The 20,525-nt window shown below is 69.4% G+C and carries 20 protein-coding genes; 11 read left to right on the top strand and 9 right to left on the bottom strand.

The window, feature by feature from the left end; all coding sequences use genetic code 11:
- Positions 1-28 precede the first annotated feature (28 nt).
- A complete protein-coding gene (locus NWFMUON74_RS31265; protein WP_187685301.1) occupies positions 29-682 on the top strand; it encodes a DUF8020 domain-containing protein in 654 nt (217 codons plus the stop codon).
- Between the two features lie 126 nt (positions 683-808).
- Here the strand turns inward: NWFMUON74_RS31265 and NWFMUON74_RS31260 are convergent, their stop codons facing one another.
- Genes NWFMUON74_RS31260 through NWFMUON74_RS36435 form a run of 5 tightly spaced genes read right to left on the bottom strand, consistent with a single transcriptional unit; the run spans position 809 to position 6,158 of the window.
- Positions 809-1,612, bottom strand: a complete 804-nt coding sequence (locus NWFMUON74_RS31260; RefSeq protein ID WP_187685300.1) for an MHYT domain-containing protein — start codon at positions 1,610-1,612, stop codon at positions 809-811.
- Between the two features lie 8 nt (positions 1,613-1,620).
- Positions 1,621-2,232: a GTP-binding protein gene (locus NWFMUON74_RS31255; protein ID WP_425300387.1), complete on the bottom strand. Its 612-nt coding sequence runs from the start codon at positions 2,230-2,232 to the stop codon at positions 1,621-1,623.
- Positions 2,213-2,587 (bottom strand): DUF742 domain-containing protein, encoded by a 375-nt coding sequence (locus tag NWFMUON74_RS31250; RefSeq protein WP_187685299.1) that lies wholly within the window; start codon positions 2,585-2,587, stop codon positions 2,213-2,215. The genes NWFMUON74_RS31255 and NWFMUON74_RS31250 overlap by 20 nt, the downstream gene beginning before the upstream one ends.
- Positions 2,588-2,595: 8 nt before the next feature.
- Positions 2,596-3,000: a roadblock/LC7 domain-containing protein gene (locus NWFMUON74_RS31245; protein WP_187685298.1), complete on the bottom strand. Its 405-nt coding sequence runs from the start codon at positions 2,998-3,000 to the stop codon at positions 2,596-2,598.
- A complete protein-coding gene (locus NWFMUON74_RS36435; protein ID WP_232110698.1) occupies positions 2,997-6,158 on the bottom strand; it encodes an ATP-binding protein in 3,162 nt (1,053 codons plus the stop codon). Before NWFMUON74_RS36435 ends, NWFMUON74_RS31245 begins: the two co-directional genes overlap by 4 nt.
- Before the next feature lie 333 nt (positions 6,159-6,491).
- Here NWFMUON74_RS36435 and NWFMUON74_RS31230 point away from each other — a divergent pair, with 333 nt between their 5' ends.
- The 6 genes from NWFMUON74_RS31230 to NWFMUON74_RS31205 all read left to right on the top strand — a co-directional run bounded on the left by NWFMUON74_RS31230 (position 6,492) and on the right by NWFMUON74_RS31205 (position 13,188).
- Complete coding sequence (locus tag NWFMUON74_RS31230) at positions 6,492-7,181, top strand: response regulator transcription factor (protein WP_187685297.1); 690 nt, start codon at positions 6,492-6,494, stop codon at positions 7,179-7,181.
- 91 nt (positions 7,182-7,272) lie between these two features.
- Complete coding sequence (locus NWFMUON74_RS31225) at positions 7,273-8,655, top strand: HAMP domain-containing sensor histidine kinase (RefSeq protein WP_187689534.1); 1,383 nt, start codon at positions 7,273-7,275, stop codon at positions 8,653-8,655.
- Positions 8,656-9,343: 688 nt separating this feature from the next.
- Positions 9,344-10,552 carry a S1C family serine protease gene (locus NWFMUON74_RS31220; protein WP_232111249.1) on the top strand — a complete coding sequence of 403 codons (1,209 nt, stop codon included), beginning with the start codon at positions 9,344-9,346 and terminating at the stop codon, positions 10,550-10,552.
- Between the two features lie 98 nt (positions 10,553-10,650).
- On the top strand, positions 10,651-11,145 hold the full coding sequence (locus NWFMUON74_RS31215; RefSeq protein ID WP_187689533.1) for a MogA/MoaB family molybdenum cofactor biosynthesis protein: 495 nt from the start codon (positions 10,651-10,653) through the stop codon (positions 11,143-11,145).
- Positions 11,146-11,772: 627 nt separating this feature from the next.
- Positions 11,773-12,450 carry an MspA family porin gene (locus NWFMUON74_RS31210; RefSeq protein ID WP_187685295.1) on the top strand — a complete coding sequence of 226 codons (678 nt, stop codon included), beginning with the start codon at positions 11,773-11,775 and terminating at the stop codon, positions 12,448-12,450.
- 57 nt (positions 12,451-12,507) lie between these two features.
- On the top strand, positions 12,508-13,188 hold the full coding sequence (locus NWFMUON74_RS31205; RefSeq protein ID WP_187685294.1) for an MspA family porin: 681 nt from the start codon (positions 12,508-12,510) through the stop codon (positions 13,186-13,188).
- Positions 13,189-13,252: 64 nt separating this feature from the next.
- On the opposite strand, the gene mscL is transcribed toward NWFMUON74_RS31205, so the two are convergent.
- The 4 genes from mscL to NWFMUON74_RS31185 all read right to left on the bottom strand — a co-directional run bounded on the left by mscL (position 13,253) and on the right by NWFMUON74_RS31185 (position 15,695).
- A complete protein-coding gene (mscL, locus tag NWFMUON74_RS31200; protein WP_187685293.1) occupies positions 13,253-13,660 on the bottom strand; it encodes a large conductance mechanosensitive channel protein MscL in 408 nt (135 codons plus the stop codon).
- A gap of 168 nt (positions 13,661-13,828) precedes the next feature.
- Positions 13,829-14,515 (bottom strand): SAF domain-containing protein, encoded by a 687-nt coding sequence (locus NWFMUON74_RS31195; RefSeq protein ID WP_187685292.1) that lies wholly within the window; start codon positions 14,513-14,515, stop codon positions 13,829-13,831.
- 110 nt (positions 14,516-14,625) lie between these two features.
- Positions 14,626-14,964, bottom strand: coding sequence for an FmdB family zinc ribbon protein (locus tag NWFMUON74_RS31190; RefSeq protein ID WP_187685291.1), 339 nt, complete (start codon positions 14,962-14,964; stop codon positions 14,626-14,628).
- Positions 14,965-15,041: 77 nt separating this feature from the next.
- Complete coding sequence (locus NWFMUON74_RS31185) at positions 15,042-15,695, bottom strand: 5-formyltetrahydrofolate cyclo-ligase (protein WP_232110697.1); 654 nt, start codon at positions 15,693-15,695, stop codon at positions 15,042-15,044.
- Between the two features lie 250 nt (positions 15,696-15,945).
- Here NWFMUON74_RS31185 and NWFMUON74_RS31180 point away from each other — a divergent pair, with 250 nt between their 5' ends.
- The 4 genes from NWFMUON74_RS31180 to sepX all read left to right on the top strand — a co-directional run bounded on the left by NWFMUON74_RS31180 (position 15,946) and on the right by sepX (position 20,421).
- A complete protein-coding gene (locus tag NWFMUON74_RS31180; protein WP_187685289.1) occupies positions 15,946-16,884 on the top strand; it encodes a UTP--glucose-1-phosphate uridylyltransferase in 939 nt (312 codons plus the stop codon).
- A gap of 64 nt (positions 16,885-16,948) precedes the next feature.
- On the top strand, positions 16,949-18,202 hold the full coding sequence (gene glp / locus NWFMUON74_RS31175; protein ID WP_187685288.1) for a molybdotransferase-like divisome protein Glp: 1,254 nt from the start codon (positions 16,949-16,951) through the stop codon (positions 18,200-18,202).
- 9 nt (positions 18,203-18,211) lie between these two features.
- Positions 18,212-18,862, top strand: coding sequence for a GNAT family N-acetyltransferase (locus NWFMUON74_RS31170; RefSeq protein WP_187685287.1), 651 nt, complete (start codon positions 18,212-18,214; stop codon positions 18,860-18,862).
- Between the two features lie 446 nt (positions 18,863-19,308).
- Positions 19,309-20,421, top strand: coding sequence for a divisome protein SepX/GlpR (gene sepX, locus NWFMUON74_RS31165; RefSeq protein WP_187685286.1), 1,113 nt, complete (start codon positions 19,309-19,311; stop codon positions 20,419-20,421).
- The last annotated feature ends 104 nt before the right edge of the window (positions 20,422-20,525 follow it).

Genomic DNA, 20,525 nt, shown 5'->3' with positions numbered 1-20,525 from the left:
GCACCTGCTGCAGAAAGTGTTCGAGGGTATGAAGTTCAGGAAGTTCGCCGCAACGTCCGCGCTGGTCATTGCGGCTATGGGAATCGGCGCCGGGACGTCTTACGCCCAGCCCGCCACCGTCGGCAACCCCGATATCCACTACACCGCCGATGTCGTGGACAAGTCCGTGGTAGTGCGTACCGACGCCGGTTCGCTGACCACCGATAACAATCAGCTCCAAGTTCGGGACAACCTCGGCAACGTGGTTGCTGGATTTCCGCTGAGCTATTTGCGGGACGGCTTGGAATATCCGATCGCCGCAGCGGCCGACGGGGCCAACGAGGTCACCTTGACCCCGAGCGTCGATCCCGCGGCGGCGCACCCCGCGCCCATGCTGCACGACGTCGCCTCCCGCGAGGAGATGGACGACGCGATGTCCAACGCCGGCACCGAGTTCGCTCTCGCCACCGGCGTCGGCACGCTCGTCGGCACCGTCATCGGCCTCGCGGGCGGCTGCCTGCTGGGCGCGCTCGTCGGAACCCCGTTCCTGGTCATCCCCGGTTGGATCGGCGGCTGCCTGACGGGCGCGGCGCTCGGTGCTCCGCTGGGCGCGGCCGCGGGCCTGGTGACCGTCGGCGGCGTCGCCGGGATCGCCGTCGCCGTCGAGTACTTCAACCGGATCAACACGCCCCCGGCGGGCTGATCGGCTGTGCCGCAACGGAATTGGGCCGCAACGCAATTGGGCCGCAACGCAATCGGGCCGCAACGCAATCGGGCCGGACCGCCGTCGCGGCGATCCGGCCCGCTGCCGTATCCGTGGGAGCGCGTTTCAGCCGACCGGCTCGGGGCTGCGGCGGCGCGGTACCGCCCGGGCGGGCGCGTTGTCCTGCTGCGTGGGCACCGTCGGCCGGGGCGAGCGGCTGCGGTCGGGTGCCACCAGGATCGCGGTGATCGGGATCGCCAGCGACAGCGTGCCGATCGCGAAGATCGGGACGAACAGGCTGAACAGATCCTCGCCCGCCGGTTGCAGCACGGCCGGGTCCACCCGCACCTGCACCCCGGCCAGCCCGACGTAATGCACCGCGCTGACCGCCACCGCGAACAGCAGCGCCACCCCGGTCAGCACGGGCAGCGACCGGAAGCGCGAGATGGTCCACAGCACGCCGAGCGAGATCACCACCGCCAGCACGATAGAACCGGCGGTCGAGGCCATGTTGACCCGTACCGAGCCCTGCACCCGGATGGCGTCCATGCCGAGGTAGTGCATGAGCCCCAGCCCGAGTCCCATGGCCACGCCGCCGCCCGCCAGCCGGAGCGGATCGGCCGCCCGGCCCAGCACCAGCAGCCCGGCCAGCACCGCCGCCACCGCGAGGATCGCCGCGAGCACCATGCGGGTCACGTCGTAGCGGATGGCGCCGACGGGGACCTCGACGCCGAGCATGGTGACGAAGACCGCCAGCCAGGTGCCCACACCGCCCAGCGACGCGGCCGCCGCGGTCAGCCACACCAGGCGGAAGCGCGCCGTCACCGACAACGTCGACTGCCGCACACACGCCAGCCCCACCAGCGCCCCGGCGAACGACAGGCCCACCGACAGGCCGAGCACCCATTGCCCCAGCGAGAAGTAGTGCACCGCAGCCCTCAGCCCTGTCCGACGGTCTGCTGTTGCTGTGCCGTGGTGAGGCGTTTGATGGCGTACTCGGTCACCGCCGCGAGGGCGTGCCGCACCTCGTTGGCGTTGCGGGCGTCCACGTCGACCACCGGCACCTCATCGCGGATGGTCAGCGCCTCGCGCAACTCGCTCGCCGGGAACTGTGGCGCGTCGGGGAATCGGTTGACCGCCACCAGGAACGGCAGCTCGCGCGCCTCGAAGAAATCGACCACGGCGAAGCTGTCCTCGAGACGGCGGGTGTCCACCAGCACCACCGACCCGATGGCGCCGCGGATCAGGTCGTCCCACATGAACCAGAACCGGCGCTGCCCCGGCGTGCCGAACAGGTACAGGGTGAGGTCGCCCGGCAGCTTGATGCGGCCGAAATCCATGGCGACCGTGGTGGTTTCCTTGCCCGGGGTGGCCGACAGGTCGTCGATGCCGTCGGAGACCCCGGTCACCATCGCCTCGGTACGCAGCGGCACGATCTCCGAGACCGCGCCGACAAAGGTGGTTTTCCCCGCGCCGAAACCACCGGCCACCACGATCTTGGTGGATGCGGTGCGGGGATCGGGTAGGGCGTCAGAGGGCACGAAGTCCACGCAGGGTCCTCTCCATCAGGGATCGGCGCTCGTCGAAGCTCGCATTGTCGCTCAGCGTGGTATACACCCGCAGCATGCCGGCGACAACCAGATCGCCGATAACCACCCGGACCATGCCGAGCGGTCTGTTGAGGTGCGCGGCGATCTCGGCGACGGACAAGCGGGCGGCGCCGAGCCGCAGGATGTCGGTGCGGACGTCACCGACCGGCCAATCGAACTGGTTCGCGTACGGCAGCGTCTCGACGACCGCCTCCATCGGCAGATCGACCGCCGGCTGGGTGCGTCCGGCGGTCAGCGCGTAGGGGCGGACCCGAGTCGTCGGCCGGCCGGGCCCGGCTCCGGAAAGATCGGACATCGCGCTCGCTAGACCGCTCGCGCCTTGGCCTGCACCACGGACCCGACCCGATCGACCAGGAGCGCCATCTCGTAACCGATCCGGCCGATATCGTGCTGCTTGTTGGCCAGCACGGCGAGATGCGAGCCGTTGCCGACGCTCATCACCAGCAGGTAGCCACGCTGCATGTCGACCACGGACTGCATCACCTTGCCGCCGTTGAACAGCTGCGCCGCGCCCGACGACAGGCTGGCCAGCCCGGCCGTGACCGCCGACAGCTGCTCGGCGCGGTCGGAGGGCAGGTTCGGGCTGGTGGCCTGCAGCAGTCCGTCGGCCGACACCAGCACCGCGTGGGAGACGCCGGGGACCTCCCGGGTGAAGCGGGCGACCAGCCAGTTCAGATTCTCGTCGATGGGCTGCTCGGTGTCGGTCATGATAGGCCTCCGTCATCGTTGTACTGGGCATCTGCTCGTCCGCTGCGGACACCACTCAGATGCCTCGACAAGTTGTTGCGGATCTCCTCGGGATCGGGAGCGCCCGGTTCCTCCGCCGGTGGCAGTCCGCCCGGCACCAGCTGCGCACCCGGACGCCGGATCGGCAGGCCACCGCTGGTCCGGTCGGCGGTGGCAGGTTGGCTGGCGTCCGCGGCGGCGGCCCAGCCCTCGTCGGCCGGGGATGCCCACATCCCGGCCGGTGAACTCGACGACGGTTCGACCAGCCACTCCGAAACCATGCGCTGGTAGATCGGGGTGGCCGGGCCGGCGGCCGGTTCCGGTGCCGTGGGCGAAAACGTCTCGGCCGCTTGCGGTTCCGCCTGCCGCTGCGAACCGGTGCCGATCCGCGGGGAGCTGTCGAACCGAGGGAATGTCTCTTCGCGCGGAGCCGTGGCGAACCCCGAACCAGAGGCGAATCCCGAGGTGCGCTTCGAATCCGTGGCGGACTTCGAGTTCGGGGTGAGCGGCGAGTCCGTGTCGGTGTGTGGGGCCGTGTCGGATCGGGAGTCCGCGTCGAACCGCGCGCTGGTCTGGAAGTTCGAGCGTGCTCGCAAGCCTGAGCCCGCCGGGGAGTTCGAGTCCGCCCGGGATTCCGGGGCCGAGAAGTCCGAGCCCGCTTGCGAGTTCGAATCTGCCCGGAACTCCGTGTCCGCCTCGTACTCCGAGTCCGTCCCGTACTCCGTGTCCGCCTCGTATGCCGTGTCCGCCCTGAGATTCGGGCCCGTGGCGAATCGCGGGTCGCTGCCGGATTGCGAGTCGGCATCGAAGTCGGACTCGGCCTGGAACTCCGAGTCCGCGTCGAAGTCCGCGGTTCGGGACGGCTCGGCGGCGATGGTCTGCAGGGGGAGCAGGGCGGTCTGCTGAGTGGTCAGCCCCGGCTCGTCCTCGGAATCGTCGTAGGCGCGGTCCTCGGCGCGGTCGCGCTCGCCCGGTTCGTCGTCGGGATCGGCCCACATGTTCAAGGCCGGTCCGCCGGGCGTCACCGCGTGCCAGGAGCCCGTGGTCGGTGGGGTCCAGCCGTTGTGCGAGTCGGGTTCGCGATCGTCGGGTGCGGTGTCGTGGGCATCGTCTTCGATCGCGGGCTCGGCCGCGCGGCGTTGCGGCAGACCGGCGCTGGTGGTGCCGTACGGCGACGGCTCCGCGGACGGCACGGCGGTCAGGAAGCGCTGCGTGGCGTTCGCGGGCTCGTCCTCGGCACCGGGCGGGGCGGTGAAGCTGCCGGTGAGCGGCGGTGGGCCGACCGCCGGCGATACCAGCGACCCCGGCAGATGCACACCGGCCGTGATGCCCGACTGGTGCGACATCGACGAGGTGCGTCGCAGGCTGACGGTGATGGTGTGCCGCTTGGCGAGCCTGCCGACGACGAAAAGACCCATGCGCCGGGCGGTTTCGATGGTGACCTCACCGCCGGAGGCCAGCCGCTCGTTGATGGCGGTCAGGTCGTCGCCGGACATGCCCAGGCCGCGGTCGGTGATCTCGATCAGGTAGCCGCCGTCCACCGCGCGGTTCACCGACACCGCCACCGGGGTGCTGGGTGGCGAGTAGCGCAGCGAGTTGTCGATCAGCTCGGCCAGCAGGTGCTCGATGTCGACGGCCGGTTCACCGGCGACGATGCCGTCGGGCACGGAACCGATCTCGACCCGCTGGTAGTCCTCCACCTGTGAGACCGCACTCCACAGCATGTCCGACAGCGGTACCGGCGGCAGATGCCCGCGGCGCAGCGCGGTACCGGCCAGCACCAGCAGGTTGTCGCCGTTGCGGCGCATGCGGGTGGCGAGGTGGTCGAGCCGGAACAGACTCTGCAGCCGACCCGAGTCGTCCTCGTCGCGCTCGAGATCCTCGATCAGGGTCAGCTGCTGTTCGACCAGCGATTGGCTGCGTCGCGACAGGGTCTCGAACATGCTGCTGATCTGCAGGCGCAGGCGCGCCTGCTCGGCCGCGAGGTGCAGCGCCTGGCGGTGCATGTCGTCGACGGCCCGGGCCAGCTGACCGATCTCCTCGGTGGTCTGCACGTCGACCGGGACGATCTCGGGAGTCGCGCCGCCCTGGCGCACGACCGCGAGTTCGGCGGGCAAATCCTCGTGGGCGACCTGCAGGGCGTCGCGCCGCAACCGCCGCACCGGCACGACCAGCGAACGGGCCACCGCCAGCGCCAGCGCCAGACCCGCCAGCAGGGTGACGACCACGATCGCCACGTCTCGCAGCACCTGCCCGCGGGCCGCTGTGAGACTGTCGCGCAGACTGGTGTCGATCAGGTCGACCAGCCGGTTGGTGGAGTCGGTGTAGATACCCGAACTGGTCCGCAGCGAGTCCGCGACACCCGGCACCTCGATGGGTTCCACCGCGTTCTGATTCAGGGCGTCGACGCGGGTCTGCAGCGCGGCGAGCAGCACGTCGGGCCGATCGGCCGTCTCCGGATAGACCGCGGCGTACTGATGAATCGTGGCCGACTCACCACCGGCGGACAGCAGTGCCTGCGACACCAGCGCGGGGTTGTCGCCGAGTTCGCCGCTGATGATCCACAGCTGCTCCTGGGTGAACATCTGCCGGGCGATGGCGATGACGCCCATCTGCACGTAGTACCGCTCGATCGCGGTCTCTTTGGGGGTGGGCAGCGCGGTGATGGCGGTGTCGATGTGGGTCGCGACCTCGTCGGCCTGCTTGCCGATCTGCATCGGCGAGGTGCCGTTGCGGTTCTCGCGCAGCGCGCGGCCCGCGGCGAGCGCGTTGTTGATCGCGGTGGTGACGCGCTTGTCCGTCTTCGATACCTGCAGTGCCGCTTGCAGATTGGCCAGCGACTGGTCGAAGTGGGCGGCGTCCTGGTCGAGGGTGGGCTTCGCGCCGCGATCACCGGGTCCGGCGCCGGCCGCGGTGATCGCCAGTTGGTTGGCGGCCGAACTGTATTCCAGCATCGGCCGGATGATCCGCGCCTGCTCGCCGGCCGTGTTCAGTTGCGAGATGGTAGCCAGCTCGTCCTTGATGCGCAGCACAGCGAAAACCGAGGCGAGGATGACGGGCAGCAGCAGAACGATGCCGACCTTGCTCGTCACGGACAGGTTGGACAGATTGCTCTGCCATGGCCGCGGTGCTGTGCCCATACCCGCTCGTGTCGCCTCCGCTTGCTTATGGCCCTCCGGTCCGGGCGCGGCACCGACCGCAAGGCCCGCCGAAGCTCGGGGCGTATTCCGCGCACAACCAACTGGAGGTCTTCTTTTACGGCACGCAACATACCGCGTGGAGGGGGCGACGGCAATTCGGAACTCTCCCCGCGCGCGGGTCGATTATTGCTGACCACAATATGTTTCGCACCTCATGTGATGGCTCACCTATGACCCATCGGTCGGGCGGTAGGGCATCGCCGCAGGAAGGCCCGGCGTGTCGCACGTTTGCTTCTCAGTCGGCTCTCAGTCGGTACGGTCAGACTGATGGTTATGCGCATTCTGGTAGTCGATGACGATCGGGCGGTGCGCGAATCGCTTCGCCGATCGCTCACCTTCAACGGCTACTCCGTCGATCTGGCCGTCGATGGGGTCGATGCCCTGGACCGGGTCGGCGTCCAGCGGCCCGACGCCCTGGTGCTCGACGTGATGATGCCGCGGCTGGACGGGCTCGAGGTGTGCCGCCGGCTCCGCAGCACCGGCGACGATCTGCCGATTCTGGTGCTGACCGCCCGCGATTCGGTCTCCGAGCGGGTCGCCGGGCTGGACGCGGGCGCCGACGACTATCTGCCCAAGCCGTTCGCGCTGGAGGAGTTGCTGGCACGCTTGCGGGCCCTGCTGCGCCGCACTGCCGCCGATTCGGGCGTCGAATCGTCGGAGGCGATGCGGTTCGCCGACCTGTCGCTGGACCCGGTGACCCGCGAGGTCGCCCGCGGCGAGCGCTCGATCAGTCTGACCCGCACCGAGTTCTCGCTGCTGGAAATGCTGATGGCCAATCCGCGCCGGGTGCTGACCCGCAGCCGCATTCTCGAGGAGGTGTGGGGCTACGATTTCCCGACCTCGGGTAACGCGCTCGAGGTGTACATCGGTTATCTGCGCCGCAAGACCGAGGCCGAGAACGAACCGCGGCTGATCCACACCGTGCGCGGCGTCGGCTACGTGCTGCGCGAGACCCCGCCGTAGGAGTGCCGTAGTGGTGGGTAGGACAGTTCCGCGCCGACCGGTCGTCGCCGGGCTGCGGCCCCGGTCCGACGCGCACGAATTGCGCCCGCCGATGCCGCTGACCCGCTCGGTCTCGCTGCGCTGGCGGGTGACGCTGCTGGCGGCGTCCGTGGTGGCCGTGGCCGTGGCGGTGACATCGATCGCCGCGTACGCCATGGTGGCGCGCGCCCTGTACGCCGATGTCGACAATCAGCTGCGGGCCCGCGCCGGCGCGATGATCGACAAGAACTTCGATGCCTACGGTGTGGTGCCGGTGCTGCAATTCGCGGGCCTGTACTCCAAAGAGGTCGGTGTCGCGCTCATCTACCCGGATCCGGAACAGGCGTATGTGCCGCCGCAACAGACATTGCCGCCGATCGGTGAGCCCGAGCTGGCGGTCGCGCACGGCAAGTCGGCTTCCTCGCTGCGGACCTACGGCAACCAGCGGGTGCTCGCCGAACGCATGAAAAGCGGTGCGACGCTGATTATTTCGCAGGGGTTGCAGCCGACCAGGCGCGTGCTCGACCGGCTGGCGTGGCTGTTGTTCGTGATCGGCGGCTGCGGTGTGGTGGTCGCCGCCGCGGCCGGAACCGCCGTGGGCCGCACCGGTTTGCGTCCGGTCGCCCGGCTGACCGCCGCCACCGAGCGAGTGGCCCGCACCGACGACCTCACCCCTATTCCGGTGACCGGCGACGACGAATTGGCGCGGCTCACCGAGAGTTTCAACACGATGCTGCGCGCGCTCGCGGAATCGCGCGATCGGCAGCGTCGACTGGTCGCCGATGCCGGGCACGAATTGCGCACGCCGCTCACGTCGTTGCGTACCAATATGGAATTGCTGATCGCCTCACAGCGCCCGGGCGCGCCGCCCATTTCCGAACAGGACATGGCCGAATTGCGGTCCGATGTGATCGCGCAGATCGAGGAATTGTCGAATCTCGTCGGAGATCTGGTCGATCTGGCGCGTGAGGACGCCCCCGAGAACGTTTACGAACGAGTCGATCTGGGCGAGGTGGCCGAGCGTGCGCTGGAACGCGCGCGTCGGCGGCGAACCGGTCTGGAGTTCGTCGCGGAGTTGCGGCCCTGGTTCGTCTACGGGTACGAGGCCGGTCTGGAGCGGGCCATTCTCAATGTGCTGGACAACGCGGCGAAGTGGAATCCGGCGGACGCACCGGTCCTGGTCACCATGCGCGAAACCGCGTTGGGCCTGCTCGAACTCACGGTCGACGACGCCGGTCCCGGTATCCCGCCCGGCGAAAGGGAACTCGTTTTCGAGCGCTTCTACCGAACGACCGCGTCCCGATCCATGCCCGGCTCCGGATTGGGCCTCGCCATCGTCAAACAGGTGGTCACCAAGCACGGCGGGACGATTGTCATCGAAACGTCCGAGCGTGGCGGCACCCTGGTCCGTATCGTGCTCCCGGGCGAGGGTGATCCCCCGCCCGAGGACGCGTAAATCCGGTTCGGAGGGCGCGCGGGGACGACCCTAGGATGGCGAGAGGCAGGCACGGATGTCCAGGCACGGATGTCTCGGACAACTGATAGTGCGGTCTCAGTCCGCTCTCAGTCGGCGTCACCACACTAGGCGGCAGACTCGAGGAGAAACGAGAGAAATGACCGAGGACTCGAAGGACACGCGGGACGAACCGCGCACCGCCCAGTCGCACTCCGCTCCGCAGCAGCCGTATCCGGCTCAGCCCCCGAGCGCTCCCAGCGTCCCGCAGAGCCCGTGGGGCCCACCCCGCGCGCCCTACTCGCCCCAAGCCTCGAACCAGCCCCAAGCCTCGAACCAGCCCGACGCCTCGAACCAGCCCCACGAATCGGGCGGGCACGGCCCGAACTCGCCGCAGGGGACGGGAGCGGCGTACGGCTCGAGTTCGCCGCAGGGGACGAGCGCGGGGTACGGCTCGAGTTCGCCGCAAGGTTCGAGCGCGGGGGCGGTGCACGACCCGGATTCGCCGGAAGGTTCGGGTGTCTCACAAGGTTCCGACCGGGTGGCATACGGCCCGAATTCGCCGGAGGGCTCCGGCGTCCCGCAGGGCGCGGGGCAGCCGCACGGCCCCGGCTACGATCCCGATCAGCCTTACGGTGCTTCGCCGGGGCCGAATACGGAGGCCCTCACGGCGCAGCACGCCGCCTATCCGATGGGCGATCAGCACACGGCTCCGATACCGCCGTATCCGCCCGGGCCGGTGCCCGGATACCCAGCGGCGTCGGCCGCGTACCCGGGGTCGCCGAGCCGTCGTGGGCGGGCCGGACTGATCGCCGGTGCTGTGGCGCTGGCACTGGTCAGCGGTGGCGTCGGTGGTGCGGTGGGCGCGCTCGTCAGCGATTCGGGCGACGGCGGATCCTCGTCGATCAACGCGCTGAACGCGCCGTCGCCCAAGTCCGGGCAGCCCGTCGCCAACGCGCCCGCGGGCACGGTCCCGGCGGTGGCGCAGAAGGTGGTGCCCAGCGTCGTGATGATCCAGGTGGTCGGGGCTCGCGCGCAGGGCGAGGGCTCGGGCGTGGTGCTCTCCTCGGACGGGATGATCCTCACCAACAACCATGTCGCCAGCGGCGCCGGCCCGAACGCCAAGATCGAGGTGCAGTTCAGCGACGGCAGCGTCACCGGCGCTACCGTCGTCGGCCTCGACCCGGTCTCGGATTTGGCCGTCATCAAGGCCGACAAGACCGGGCTGACCCCCATCGAACTGGGCTCCTCGCAGAATTTGCAGGTGGGCCAGTCGGTGGTCGCGATCGGCTCCCCGCTCGGCCTCGCCGGAACCGTGACCACCGGTATCGTGTCCGCGCTCAACCGCCCGGTCTCGGCCAGCGGCGAGGGCGGTGCGGAACCGGCCTCGGTCATCTCCGCGATCCAGACCGACGCGCCGATCAACCCGGGCAACTCCGGTGGCGCCCTGGTCGACATGAACGGCAACCTCATCGGCATCAACACCGCCATCGCGACGCTCGGCTCCTCGGAACTCACCGGGCAGCAGAGCGGTTCGATCGGGCTCGGTTTCGCCATTCCCGTCGACCAGGCGCGCCGGGTCGCCGATCAGCTGATCAAGACCGGTCGCGCGACGTATGCCCAGGTCGGCATCACCGTGTCGCGCGCCGACGACATGAACGGCGCCCGGGTGCAGGACGTCACCCCGGACGGCCCGGCGGCCAAGGCCGGGATTCCGCCCGGCACGGTCGTGACCAGGGTCGACGATCAGGTCATCGACTCGGGCAATGCCCTGGTCGCCGCCATCCGCTCACATCAGCCGGGGGACAAGGTGAAGATCACCTATACCGACGACAAAGGAAAGAATCCGAAGACCGCCGAGGTGACTCTCGCCGCCGCGCCCGCGGAGGGAGGCCGATGAACCCCCGCCGCCCGCGCCCGGTCACCGTGCTGGACGACCGCCGTCCCCGCCCCGGGGACACTGCGCCGATGTCACAGCTGGACGCTACGGTGAGCAACATGGAAATGGATGCCGCTGTGGCCGGCCGTGCACTTGTGGTGGTAGTCGACGACCGTACCGCGCACGGCGCGGTGGATTCGCTGGGACCGCTGGTCACCGAGCTGCTCACCGAGGCCGGATTCCTGGTCGACGCGACCGTGCTGGTGGCCAACGACGAGGTGGAGATCCGCAACGCGCTCAACACCGCCGTCATCGGCGGCGTCGATCTGGTGATCTCGGTCGGCGGCACCGGCATGTCCCCGCGCGACGTGACCCCGGAGGTCACCTCCGAGGTGCTCGATCGCGAACTGCCGGGCATCAGCGAGGCGCTGCGGTCGTCCGGGCTGGCCGCCGGTTCCCTCGACGCGGGCCTGTCGCGCGGGCTGGCCGGAGTCTCCGGCAGCACGCTGGTGGTCAACCTGCCCGGCACCCGGGCCGCGGTGCGCGACGGCATGGCCACGCTGAGCCCGCTGGCCGCCCGGGTCATCGATGAACTGTCCGGATTGGACGAGTGAGCCCCACCGAGCGAGACGACGAACAGACCCCGCGCCCGAGCCGTTCCGCCGGTTCGACGCGGGGTCGCGTTCGTCCGGAATCCGATGCGGCGCGACTGGCCCGCATCTTCGGAGACACCCTTCCGCAAACAACCAGTGACGAACGAGCGCCCGACGGCGAACGGCCGGGCTCGCCGGACGACTGGTTGCGTTCACAGGTACCCCCGCATCACGGCTGACCCGTCGCATCACGGCACTATCACGCCATCTCGTCTGTGCCATCGTTCCGATCGACCCCTCGATTGGGAGCGCTCACAGCGTTTATGCATAGAACGTGATATGTCGAGAATTATTGTGTGATCCAGATCACACCTGGTTTGCAGGGCCTTGCGTTGTCAGGTAGATGCCGGTGCGTTTAATGTCCCACTTCGGGCTGCTACACCTGCGGATCCCAACGGCTGGAGCGAGGCGTGCCGGCGCCGACCTCAGCGGAACAGAGCCCAGTTCCGACCGTTGGTTGTCGTTGCTGGAGAGTTGGCGTCGGTTACGCGGCGGCAACAAGACAGCGACACACTGAGCTGGGCCCGAAGGGACCGCTTTTCAACCTCGATGGTCGAGGTTGGCAGTTAGAACCTGATGAGGGGAAGTATGAGCGAGAACCGCACCATCGGTGTGCGGCGTGGTGCCCGCTTCGCGGGTATCGGCGCAGCCGCTGCCGTTGCCATCGGCCTATTCTCCACCGGCGCCGCCGACGCCGACACCTTCGTTCCGTTGCCGGACGGTCAGAAGGTTGGTCCCAATGGCGTTGTCATTACGCGCAATGGGGAGCACGCCACCATTTCGCCGTCGCTGGCGGCCAACGGTGCGGGCCGCACCGTGTGGGTGTCGGGCAACGCCATCGCCGACGTGCCGAACGCTCCCGAGACGGAGGTCGGCCCGAACAACGGTCCACTCAACGCGCCGGGGACGAACAATTCGTCCACGCACGGCACGTCCCAGGTGAACACCGGCTATATCGTCGGATGCCAGGTCAATATCGGTTCCGACGCGATCTCCGCCGGTATCTCCGGCGGCGTCAGCATGACCGACGCGAGCATCGGCGGTTCCATCGGCCTCGAGCTCGGCCCCGGTGACGTGAAGTTCGTCCAGATCGACTACAAGGACATCACGAAGCCCGGTCGCTACTCGGTCGAGTATCAGGACGCGGAGATCCAGATCCAGAATTGCGCGGGTTATGCCCAGGCGCGGTCGTACACGGTCGTCGAGGTCGTCGGTGACCACTACTCGAAGACCACTCTCTACGGGCAGCCGTTCTCCATCGGCTGACGTGGTCGATTCCGCCAAACCCATTTCCGCGTAAAGCGATTCATTGAGGGACTCGTGATGAACATCCGTAAGACCGTGGCGCGTGCGGCCGGTATCGGCGCCGTCGCCACCGCCGCTCTGGGCCTATTCTCCACCGGTGCCGCCAACGCCGACACATTCATCCCGCTGCCGGGCGCGGATCTCACCAAGACCCTGTCCGACGGCACCGTCGTGCACATCTGGGTCGACGGCGAGTCGGCGAACATCAACCCGTCCATGGGTTCGACTCCGGTGCACCGCAATGCGTGGGTCACCGGTAGCGCCCACGTCGACATCGGCGGCGACACCAGCGCCACCGGCGGCAGCATCTACCCCGGCTACGTCGTCGGCTGCCAGGTCAACATCGACGGCGGTGGCGTCAACGGCGGCCCGGAGGCGGGTGCGTCGTGGGACACCCAAGGCAATGTCACCCCGTCGGTCAAGGGCAGCGGCGGCGGTGACCTGACCCTCGGACCCGGTCAGGCGCAGTCGTTCTACGTGCTCGACCTGGAACAGGCCGACGACTACGGCAACGAGACGCACAAGAAGCGCAACAAGTTCAAGGGCCACAGCGGCTCGGTGTCCTGGGCCGACGAGACCATCGGTCTCAACGGCTGCGGCGGCTACGCGCAGGCGCGGTCGTTCGTGAGTGTCGAGGTCGAGACCGACAACGTCATCAGCTGGGTGACGGTGTGGGGTCAGCCCTTCAGCATCGGCTGATCACCGGTACGAATCGATGGTCGGCGGGTCCGGCGCCAGCCCGGCGCCGGGCCCGCCGGCGAGTTCAGGATTCGTGCCGGCCGCCCGCGCTCCTGCTGCCCTCGGCCAGCAGATCGCGGATCTCGCGCAGCAGTTCCAGTTCGGTCGCCTCGTCCTTGGTGGCCGCGCCCCATCGCTTCTTGGCCCGAGCCGCCGGCATCACCAGCACGAAGTACAGGATCGCCGCGATCATCAGGAAGTTGATCGCGGCGGTGACGATCGGGCCGACGGCGATGAAGGTGGCCGGCTTGTCGGCGTCGAGCTGGATGCCCCAGCCCAGTTCGTTCTGTTCGCCTAGCAGCGCCAGCAACGGATTGATGATCCCGTTGGTGAAGGCCGTGACGATCGCGACGAAGGCGGTGCCCAGGACCACCGCGACGGCCAAATCGATCACGTTCCCGCGAAGCAGGAACTCTTTGAAACCCTTCAGCATTGCGGCTCCTGTTTCCTCACCGCGCCCGGACGACGGTAGAAGTGCTGGTAGTGGCAGGTGGCGCGGTGAATGGCTGCGTTTTCGGATCGGGTAGACCGGATGCTACTCGAGTTCGAGGCAAATATTCGGCGAACCTTGTGTGGGTCGCGTGCCGTCAGTCGCGTGCCGTCAATGGAAGACGACGGTCAGCGCGCTGGTGAGCGAGGCGGCCGCGACGGTGGTGGCGGGTCCGGGATCCAGGGCGACGAGCACGACCCGCTCGTCGGAGCCGCGCACCTTGGCGGCGCCCGCGATGAGCACCACCACGGCATCGGTGGCGAGCGTGTGCGGCGGCGCGGGACCGTGCGCGCCCTCGGCGGCGGGCTCGCCCCCCGCGATCACGTCGACCCGGTCGCCGATGCGGAGAATCTCGGCAACGGCATTGTCGGCCAAGCGAATCGGCACGATGCGAGCCTCCCGGGCACCGGTGGCGGCCGTGGCCAGCCGCGGGCCGAGGACGCGGAGGTCGGTGAGTATCTCGCCCGCCCGCACGGGCGCGGTGACCGTGGCGCCCAGCAGCGGCGCGAAGTCGCCAAGAGCGCCCTCGGGCAGCATGCCCGCGGGGCGGGGGACGGTGTTCAGGTCGGTGGCTTCCAGTACGCGGCCGGGCGCCAGGTCGTGGGCGGCGACGACGGTGTCGACCGGATGTGTGTCGGGGTCGCCGCGCAGGTAGAGGGCCGCGGCCAGCACGACGAGCGCGGCCGCGAGCGCGCGGCGAACCAGAGTGGCATCCGCCCAGGCCGGTCGGTAGCGAATCAGCCTGTCCCAGTGCGGTTCTCGGCCCAGATCGGCATCGCGGCGCGGTCCTCGTCTCATGCCCGCAACGCTACGTCGGACGCCACGGGTCAGCGTCGGAGATCAGCTGGTCGATACCGGGCTGTGGATAACGAGAATGCTGTGGACAACTCGCCGGCGGCGAATGCCGCTCAGGCGACCGCCGAGCCGGTGGTGGCGGTGCTGGAGCCGTTGGAAGAAGTGCTGGTCGACGGCTTGGTATCGGACGACGACGAACTCGACGAAGCCGAGCCGTCGGACGAACCGGACGCCGCGCTGCCGGACTTGGCGGGATCGCTCGCGGTCGAGGAACCGTTGCGGCTGTCGGTGCGGTAGAAGCCGCTGCCCTTGAAGACGATGCCGACCGAGTTGAACAGCTTGCGCAGCTTACCGTTGCACTTCTCGCAGGTGGTGAGCGTGTCGTCGGAGAACGACTGCACGATGTCGAATTTGTCGCCACACTGCGTGCACTGATACGAGTAAGTAGGCACAGGAACCTCCACAGTCTCCGTCGTTAGCACTCTACAGCCGACAGTGCCAACAGTGCCAATCCGGCCGTAATTCCCGATCACACGCCGCCCAGCCGCCGCAGTCCGCCGCCGGGAGTCAGTGCCCAGCCCATCCGCCGATCGTGCGGTTCCTCCGGCAACCGGGGCACCACTTCGTCGTCGCGCACGACCGCGATCAACCGGGCATCGGGACGCGCCGCGGGCAGGGTCCGGTCGTAGTATCCGGCGCCCCGGCCCAACCGCACCCCCGCGAGATCCACGGCCAGCGCCGGGACCAGGACCACCCGCGCCGAACCGATTGCGGCCGTGGACAGTCGAGGGCCGTCCGGCTCCGGCAGCCCGTAGCGCGCGCGGCGCAACGAACCGGCGCCGGTGTACTCCGCCCAATCCAGCGGCCCGGGCGGCCCGGTCACCGGCAACAGCACGCGCGCGCCCCCCGCCCGCAACGCGTCGAGCATCGCCGTCGAGCCCGGCTCACCGCCCACCGGCACATACGCCGCTACCCACGTGGCCCCGCCCGTGCCCTCCGCCCTCGAGCCCTCTGCCCCCGTTCCGCCCGCCCACGCGCCCACAACCCACTCGGCGACCAGCTGCTCCACGGCCGCGGTCAGCGCGGCAGCCTCGGCCTCCCGGACCGGCGCGGTGACGGCGGCCCGCCGCGCCGCCAACTCCGCGCGCCACCGCTGTTTGTCCCGCTGACCAGCCGTATCCACTCGACCACGATAGGCCGCGGGCCTAGTGTGATCTTGCCTGCGGGTGCGTTTCCCCGCCCGGCCCACGGGTAATCCCGCTTCACCACAGGCCGGGCGTCGGCCGAGATTTCCGTGGCTGCCCCGCGTGCTGTTCCTCCGTTCCCGGACCGCCACCGGCAAGCGCCGCACCCGGTCGACGCCTAGGCTCTCCGGATGCCGGGCCCGGGCGAAGCGAGTCCGGCCGACGAATCTGATGGATAGGGTGTGCGACATGACAGCTGACGCCGGAACGGACGCCTGTTTCCGTACCGCGGTGGTGCCCGCGGCCGGGCTCGGAACGCGGTTCCTGCCCGCCACCAAGACCGTGCCGAAGGAACTGCTGCCGGTGGTGGACACGCCCGGCATCGAGCTGGTCGCGGCGGAGGCCGCCGAGTCCGGCGCCGCCCGCCTGGTGATCGTCACCTCGCCGGGCAAGGACGGCGTGGTCGCGCACTTCGTCGAGGATCTGATGCTGGAGAGCACGCTCGCCGAGCGGGGCAAGTTCCAGCTGCTGGAGAAGGTGCGCAAGGCGCCGGGTCTGCTGGACGTGACCTCGGTCGTGCAGGAGGAGCCGCTGGGTCTCGGCCACGCCGTCGCCCAGGCCGAGGCGGTCCTCGACGCCGACGAGGACGCCATCGCGGTGCTGCTGCCCGACGACCTGGTGCTGCCCAGCGGCGTGCTGGAGGTGATGGCCCGGGTGCGCCGCAAGCGCGGCGGGACCGTGCTGTGCGCGATCGACGTACCCAAGGACCAGGTCAGCGCGTACGGCGTCTTCGATGTGGCGACGGTGCCCGACGCAGCGAACCCGAATGTGCTGCGCGTCAAGGGCATGGTCGAGAAGCCCGAGCTGGCCGAGGCGCCGTCCACCTACGCCGCCGCCGGCCGCTATCTGCTCGATCGCGCGATCTTCGACGCCCTGCGCCGCATCGAACCCGGCGCGGGCGGTGAACTGCAGCTCACCGACGCCATCTCGCTGCTGATCGCCGAGGGGCATCCGGTTCATGTGGTGGTGCACCGTGGGTCGCGCCACGACCTGGGCAACCCGGGCGGTTATCTTCGTGCTGCGGTCGATTTCGCTTTGGAGCGAGACGAATACGGCCCGGCGCTGCGCGAGTGGCTGGAGCGCCGGCTCGCTCCCGACTGGAATCCGCAGCTGACCTCGTCCGAGTGACGGGTGCGGCTCGGTTCTCGTCGTGCGGGGTCGCAGGGACGCCGGACTATGAGGGAAGGGCTGCATGCGCTCGGTTGAGGACCAGCAGATCAAGGTGACCGCGGCGGCCGTCGCCCCGCGGCCCGTCCGGGTCGCGATCTCCGAGGCCCAGGGTCTGCTGTGCGCCGAGGACGTCGTCACCGAGCGGCCGCTCCCCGGGTTCGACCAGGCGGCCATCGACGGTTACGCGGTACGCAGCGTCGACGTGCAGGGTGCGGGCGCCGATATTCGCGACGAGGACGGTCAGCCGATCGATCTGTCCCTGCCGGTCGTGGGCGAGGTGGCCGCGGGCTCGCGTCAGCCGATCCGCTTGCAGCCGCGCCAGACCGTACGGGTCGACACCGGTGCGCCGCTGCCGACGCTGGCCGACGCGGTGCTGCCCCTGGATTTCACCGACGGCGGGCGCGCCCGCCTGAAGGTGTACGAGCCGGTGCGCACCGGCGACTACGTCCGCCGCATCGGCGACGACGTGCAGCCCGGCGACATCGCGGTGCGGGCCGGGACCATCATCGGCGCGGCGCAGGTGGGTTTGCTGGCCGCGGTCGGTCGCGACAAGGTGCTGGTGCATCCGCGGCCGCGACTGTCGGTCATCTCGATCGGCGGCGAACTGGTCGACATCGATCGCACGCCCGGGCCCGGCCAGGTCTACGACGTGAACTCCTACGCGCTGGCGGCGGCCGCGCGTGACGCGGGGGCGGACGTCAACCGGGTGGGCATCGTCAGCGCCGACCCGGGCCGGTTGCGCGATGTGGTCGAGGGCCAGCTGGTTCGTTCGGAGGTGGTGGTGATCGCCGGTGCGGTGGGCGGCTGGGCCTCCGAGCAGATCCGCGAGGCGCTGGCCGGGCTGGGGGAGTTGGAGGTCGCCCGGGTCGCCATGCATCCCGGCTCGGTACAGGGCTTCGGCCGATTGGGCCGCGACGAGGTGCCGACTTTCCTGCTGCCGTCGAATCCCGTTGGGGCACTGGTTGTTTTCGAGGTGATGGTGCGGCCGCTGATCCGGATCGCGCTGGGCCGTCGCCATCCCATGCGCCGGGTCGTGCGGGCGCGCACCATCATGCCCATCGCCTCGATGCAGGGCCGCCGCGGCTATCTGCGGGCGCAGCTCATGCGCGACGAGCAGACCAGTGAGTACCTGGTGCAACCGCTCGGCGGCAACGGATCCTCACATCTGCTGTCCACGCTCGCCGAGGCGAACAGCCTGATCGTGCTCGACCCCGATGTCACCGAGGTGCGCACCGGGGACGAGGTTCAGGTCGCCTTCCTCGCCCAGCGCGGGTGAGATGTGGACATGAACGTGTTCCGGGCAGCGCAGCATCCGGGCTGGCCCGTACATCTCGGCCCGGTCGGGGTCGCGGCCGGGCGGGTCACCCTCCGGCCGATCCGCCTGCGTGACGCCGCGGCCTGGGCCCGCATCCGAGTGCGCGACCGTGAGCACCTGGAGCCCTGGGAGCCGACCGGCCGCGGCTCCTGGGAGGCCCGCAACCACCCGTCCAACTGGCCGTCGCTGTGGTCCAGCCTGAAGGCCGAGGCGCGTCGCGGAGCCATGATCCCGCTGGTGATCGAGGTCGACGGCGCCTTCGCCGGACAACTCACCGTGGGCAACATCGTGCGCGGCGCCCTGCGCTCGGCCTGGATCGGCTACTGGGTCGCGAAAGACGTCGGCGGCCAAGGCGTAGCCACCGCGGCTTTGGCCCTGGGTCTGGACCACTGCTTCGGCCCCGTGGGCCTGCACCGCGTAGAAGCCACCGTCCGTCCCGAAAACCTGCCCAGCCAAGCGGTTCTCCGCAACGTCGGCTTCCGAGAAGAGGGCCTACTCCGCCGCTACCTCGACGTAGACGGCGCCTGGCGAGACCACCTCCTGGTAGCGATGACCGCCGAGGAAATCACCAGCACGGTAGTAGACCGCCTGATAAAAGCAGGCCGAGCCACCCTCCCATAAACCACCACCCACCCCCGCGCAAGCCAAACCGCAAGTCTCACAACCCTTCTGCCCCCCATGCTCCCAACCCTCCCCATAGCCCGCCAACCCCAAAGGTTTTCGGCGCGGCTCGGTTTTCGGGTACCGCTGCGTTCGCGACGAAGGAGCAAGCAGCGGTACCCGAAAACCGAGCCACACAGGCGCCGAAAACCCGCGACGCCGAAGGCGGCGCAAATTAAATACTGTTACTGAAGTGGCAGGTGTGGACGGCGCGCCTGCGGGATATTCCTGTGGCACGGCACTAGCCTACGGACGTCGGTGGTGCGTCCCGCACTACCGGAAGGGAGCCGGCGGAGTGACCCGACCAGGCGGCGGTGTGACCGGCGCGCCGACGGGGCGCTGCGCCGGTCACGAGGTGAGAGCCGTCGAAGGGACAACAGCCGGGCGGGGAGGGAGGTGCGAGCGCGATGCCGAATTCGATCTTGTGGGTCGGCCTTGTCGTGCTCTGGGTCTTCGTGCTGTTCCCGATGCTCGCCGACCGGCACCCGCGCATCCGGCGTACCACCGATGCCGCGCTGGCCACCCGGGTGCTGCATCGCGGCGACACCAAGCGACGTATGAAGAAGGGCCCGGCCGCCGGGCACGAATCCGACCCGGACTGGGTGCCGACCCGCGTGCACAGAAAGCTTTCCCACGGCGATGATGCGGAGGATCGGATGACGACATCGGCCGATGAGACCGTCACCGAGCACGACGACGAGACCGCCCGCGACCGCGATCCGGCCGAACCGACGGCCGACACCGACAGCGAAATCCTCGAGGCCGAGATCGACGACGAAATGGACGACGGCGCGATCGATGACGCGGCCACCGACGATGCGCCACCCGCCGGTGCCGCCGAGGTCGACGACGCGGAGGCGGACACCTTCGCCGACGCCGCCGACGCCGACTTCTCGGACGAGTACGACGAGGAATCCACCGCCGAACCCACTCCGGCGATGGCGCGTATCCCCCCGGTTCCCTCGGCGGCCGACCCGGCGCTGCTGCCGGAGGCTGCCGAATTCGATTCCGACGACCCGGATTTCGTGCCGACCCGGCGCGGACGCGGCGGCTACGATCCGGAGTCCGACGCGATGGCCCGCCGGATGCGCTACCGCTTCCGTCAGCGCACCGCGCTCGGTCTGGCGTTGAGCGCCTTGATGTTCGGTGGTTTCGCGTTCGCCGTCGCGCCGATGCTGTGGTGGGGCTGCGCGCTGGCCGTCCTGATCCTCGGCACCTACCTGGCCTATCTCCGCCGTCAGGTGCGCATGGAGGAGGAGATCCGCCGCCGCCGCGCCGCCCGCCTGTCTCGCAGCCGTCAGCAACCGAACCGCGCCGCCCCCGACAGCCGGCAGGTCCGCGACGACCGCGCCGCCCTCGACCGCGACGCCGCCCGAGTCCTGCGTCGACGCGCGGTAGTCCTGGATGTCGACGACGAAGACGCCGCCTTCGATCACCTCGAGCCCTTCGACGCCGCAGCCGCCCGAGCCACCCGCAACCGGGCCGCGGGCGGCGAGATCCGCCGCGCCGCAGGCGAATAGCGCCCGCATTCAGACCCCATCGCGGTCCGATCGTCCGGTGTCGGCCTGCCGTGGGCGAAACCTGCTGCACTGTAAGCGGTTTCGTGATCGGACCGCACGCCGCA

The organism is Nocardia wallacei (assembly GCF_014466955.1).
GTDB lineage: Bacteria > Actinomycetota > Actinomycetes > Mycobacteriales > Mycobacteriaceae > Nocardia > Nocardia wallacei.
This window is presented reverse-complemented; position numbering and strand designations above follow the sequence as displayed.

Bases quoted from the DNA above. Each gene is read 5' to 3' on its own strand.
- NWFMUON74_RS31265 (WP_187685301.1), top strand. From the start codon at position 29: ATGAAGTTCAGGAAGTTCGCCGCAACGTCCGCGCTGGTCATTGCGGCT.
- NWFMUON74_RS31250 (WP_187685299.1), bottom strand. From the start codon at position 2,587: ATGTCCGATCTTTCCGGAGCCGGGCCCGGCCGGCCGACGACTCGGGTC.
- NWFMUON74_RS31245 (WP_187685298.1), bottom strand. From the start codon at position 3,000: ATGACCGACACCGAGCAGCCCATCGACGAGAATCTGAACTGGCTGGTC.
- NWFMUON74_RS36435 (WP_232110698.1), bottom strand. From the start codon at position 6,158: ATGGGCACAGCACCGCGGCCATGGCAGAGCAATCTGTCCAACCTGTCC.
- NWFMUON74_RS31230 (WP_187685297.1), top strand. From the start codon at position 6,492: ATGCGCATTCTGGTAGTCGATGACGATCGGGCGGTGCGCGAATCGCTT.
- NWFMUON74_RS31225 (WP_187689534.1), top strand. From the start codon at position 7,273: ATGCCGCTGACCCGCTCGGTCTCGCTGCGCTGGCGGGTGACGCTGCTG.
- NWFMUON74_RS31220 (WP_232111249.1), top strand. From the start codon at position 9,344: ATGGGCGATCAGCACACGGCTCCGATACCGCCGTATCCGCCCGGGCCG.
- NWFMUON74_RS31215 (WP_187689533.1), top strand. From the start codon at position 10,651: ATGGAAATGGATGCCGCTGTGGCCGGCCGTGCACTTGTGGTGGTAGTC.
- NWFMUON74_RS31210 (WP_187685295.1), top strand. From the start codon at position 11,773: ATGAGCGAGAACCGCACCATCGGTGTGCGGCGTGGTGCCCGCTTCGCG.
- NWFMUON74_RS31205 (WP_187685294.1), top strand. From the start codon at position 12,508: ATGAACATCCGTAAGACCGTGGCGCGTGCGGCCGGTATCGGCGCCGTC.
- mscL (WP_187685293.1), bottom strand. From the start codon at position 13,660: ATGCTGAAGGGTTTCAAAGAGTTCCTGCTTCGCGGGAACGTGATCGAT.
- NWFMUON74_RS31195 (WP_187685292.1), bottom strand. From the start codon at position 14,515: ATGAGACGAGGACCGCGCCGCGATGCCGATCTGGGCCGAGAACCGCAC.
- NWFMUON74_RS31180 (WP_187685289.1), top strand. From the start codon at position 15,946: ATGACAGCTGACGCCGGAACGGACGCCTGTTTCCGTACCGCGGTGGTG.
- glp (WP_187685288.1), top strand. From the start codon at position 16,949: ATGCGCTCGGTTGAGGACCAGCAGATCAAGGTGACCGCGGCGGCCGTC.
- NWFMUON74_RS31170 (WP_187685287.1), top strand. From the start codon at position 18,212: ATGAACGTGTTCCGGGCAGCGCAGCATCCGGGCTGGCCCGTACATCTC.
- sepX (WP_187685286.1), top strand. From the start codon at position 19,309: ATGCCGAATTCGATCTTGTGGGTCGGCCTTGTCGTGCTCTGGGTCTTC.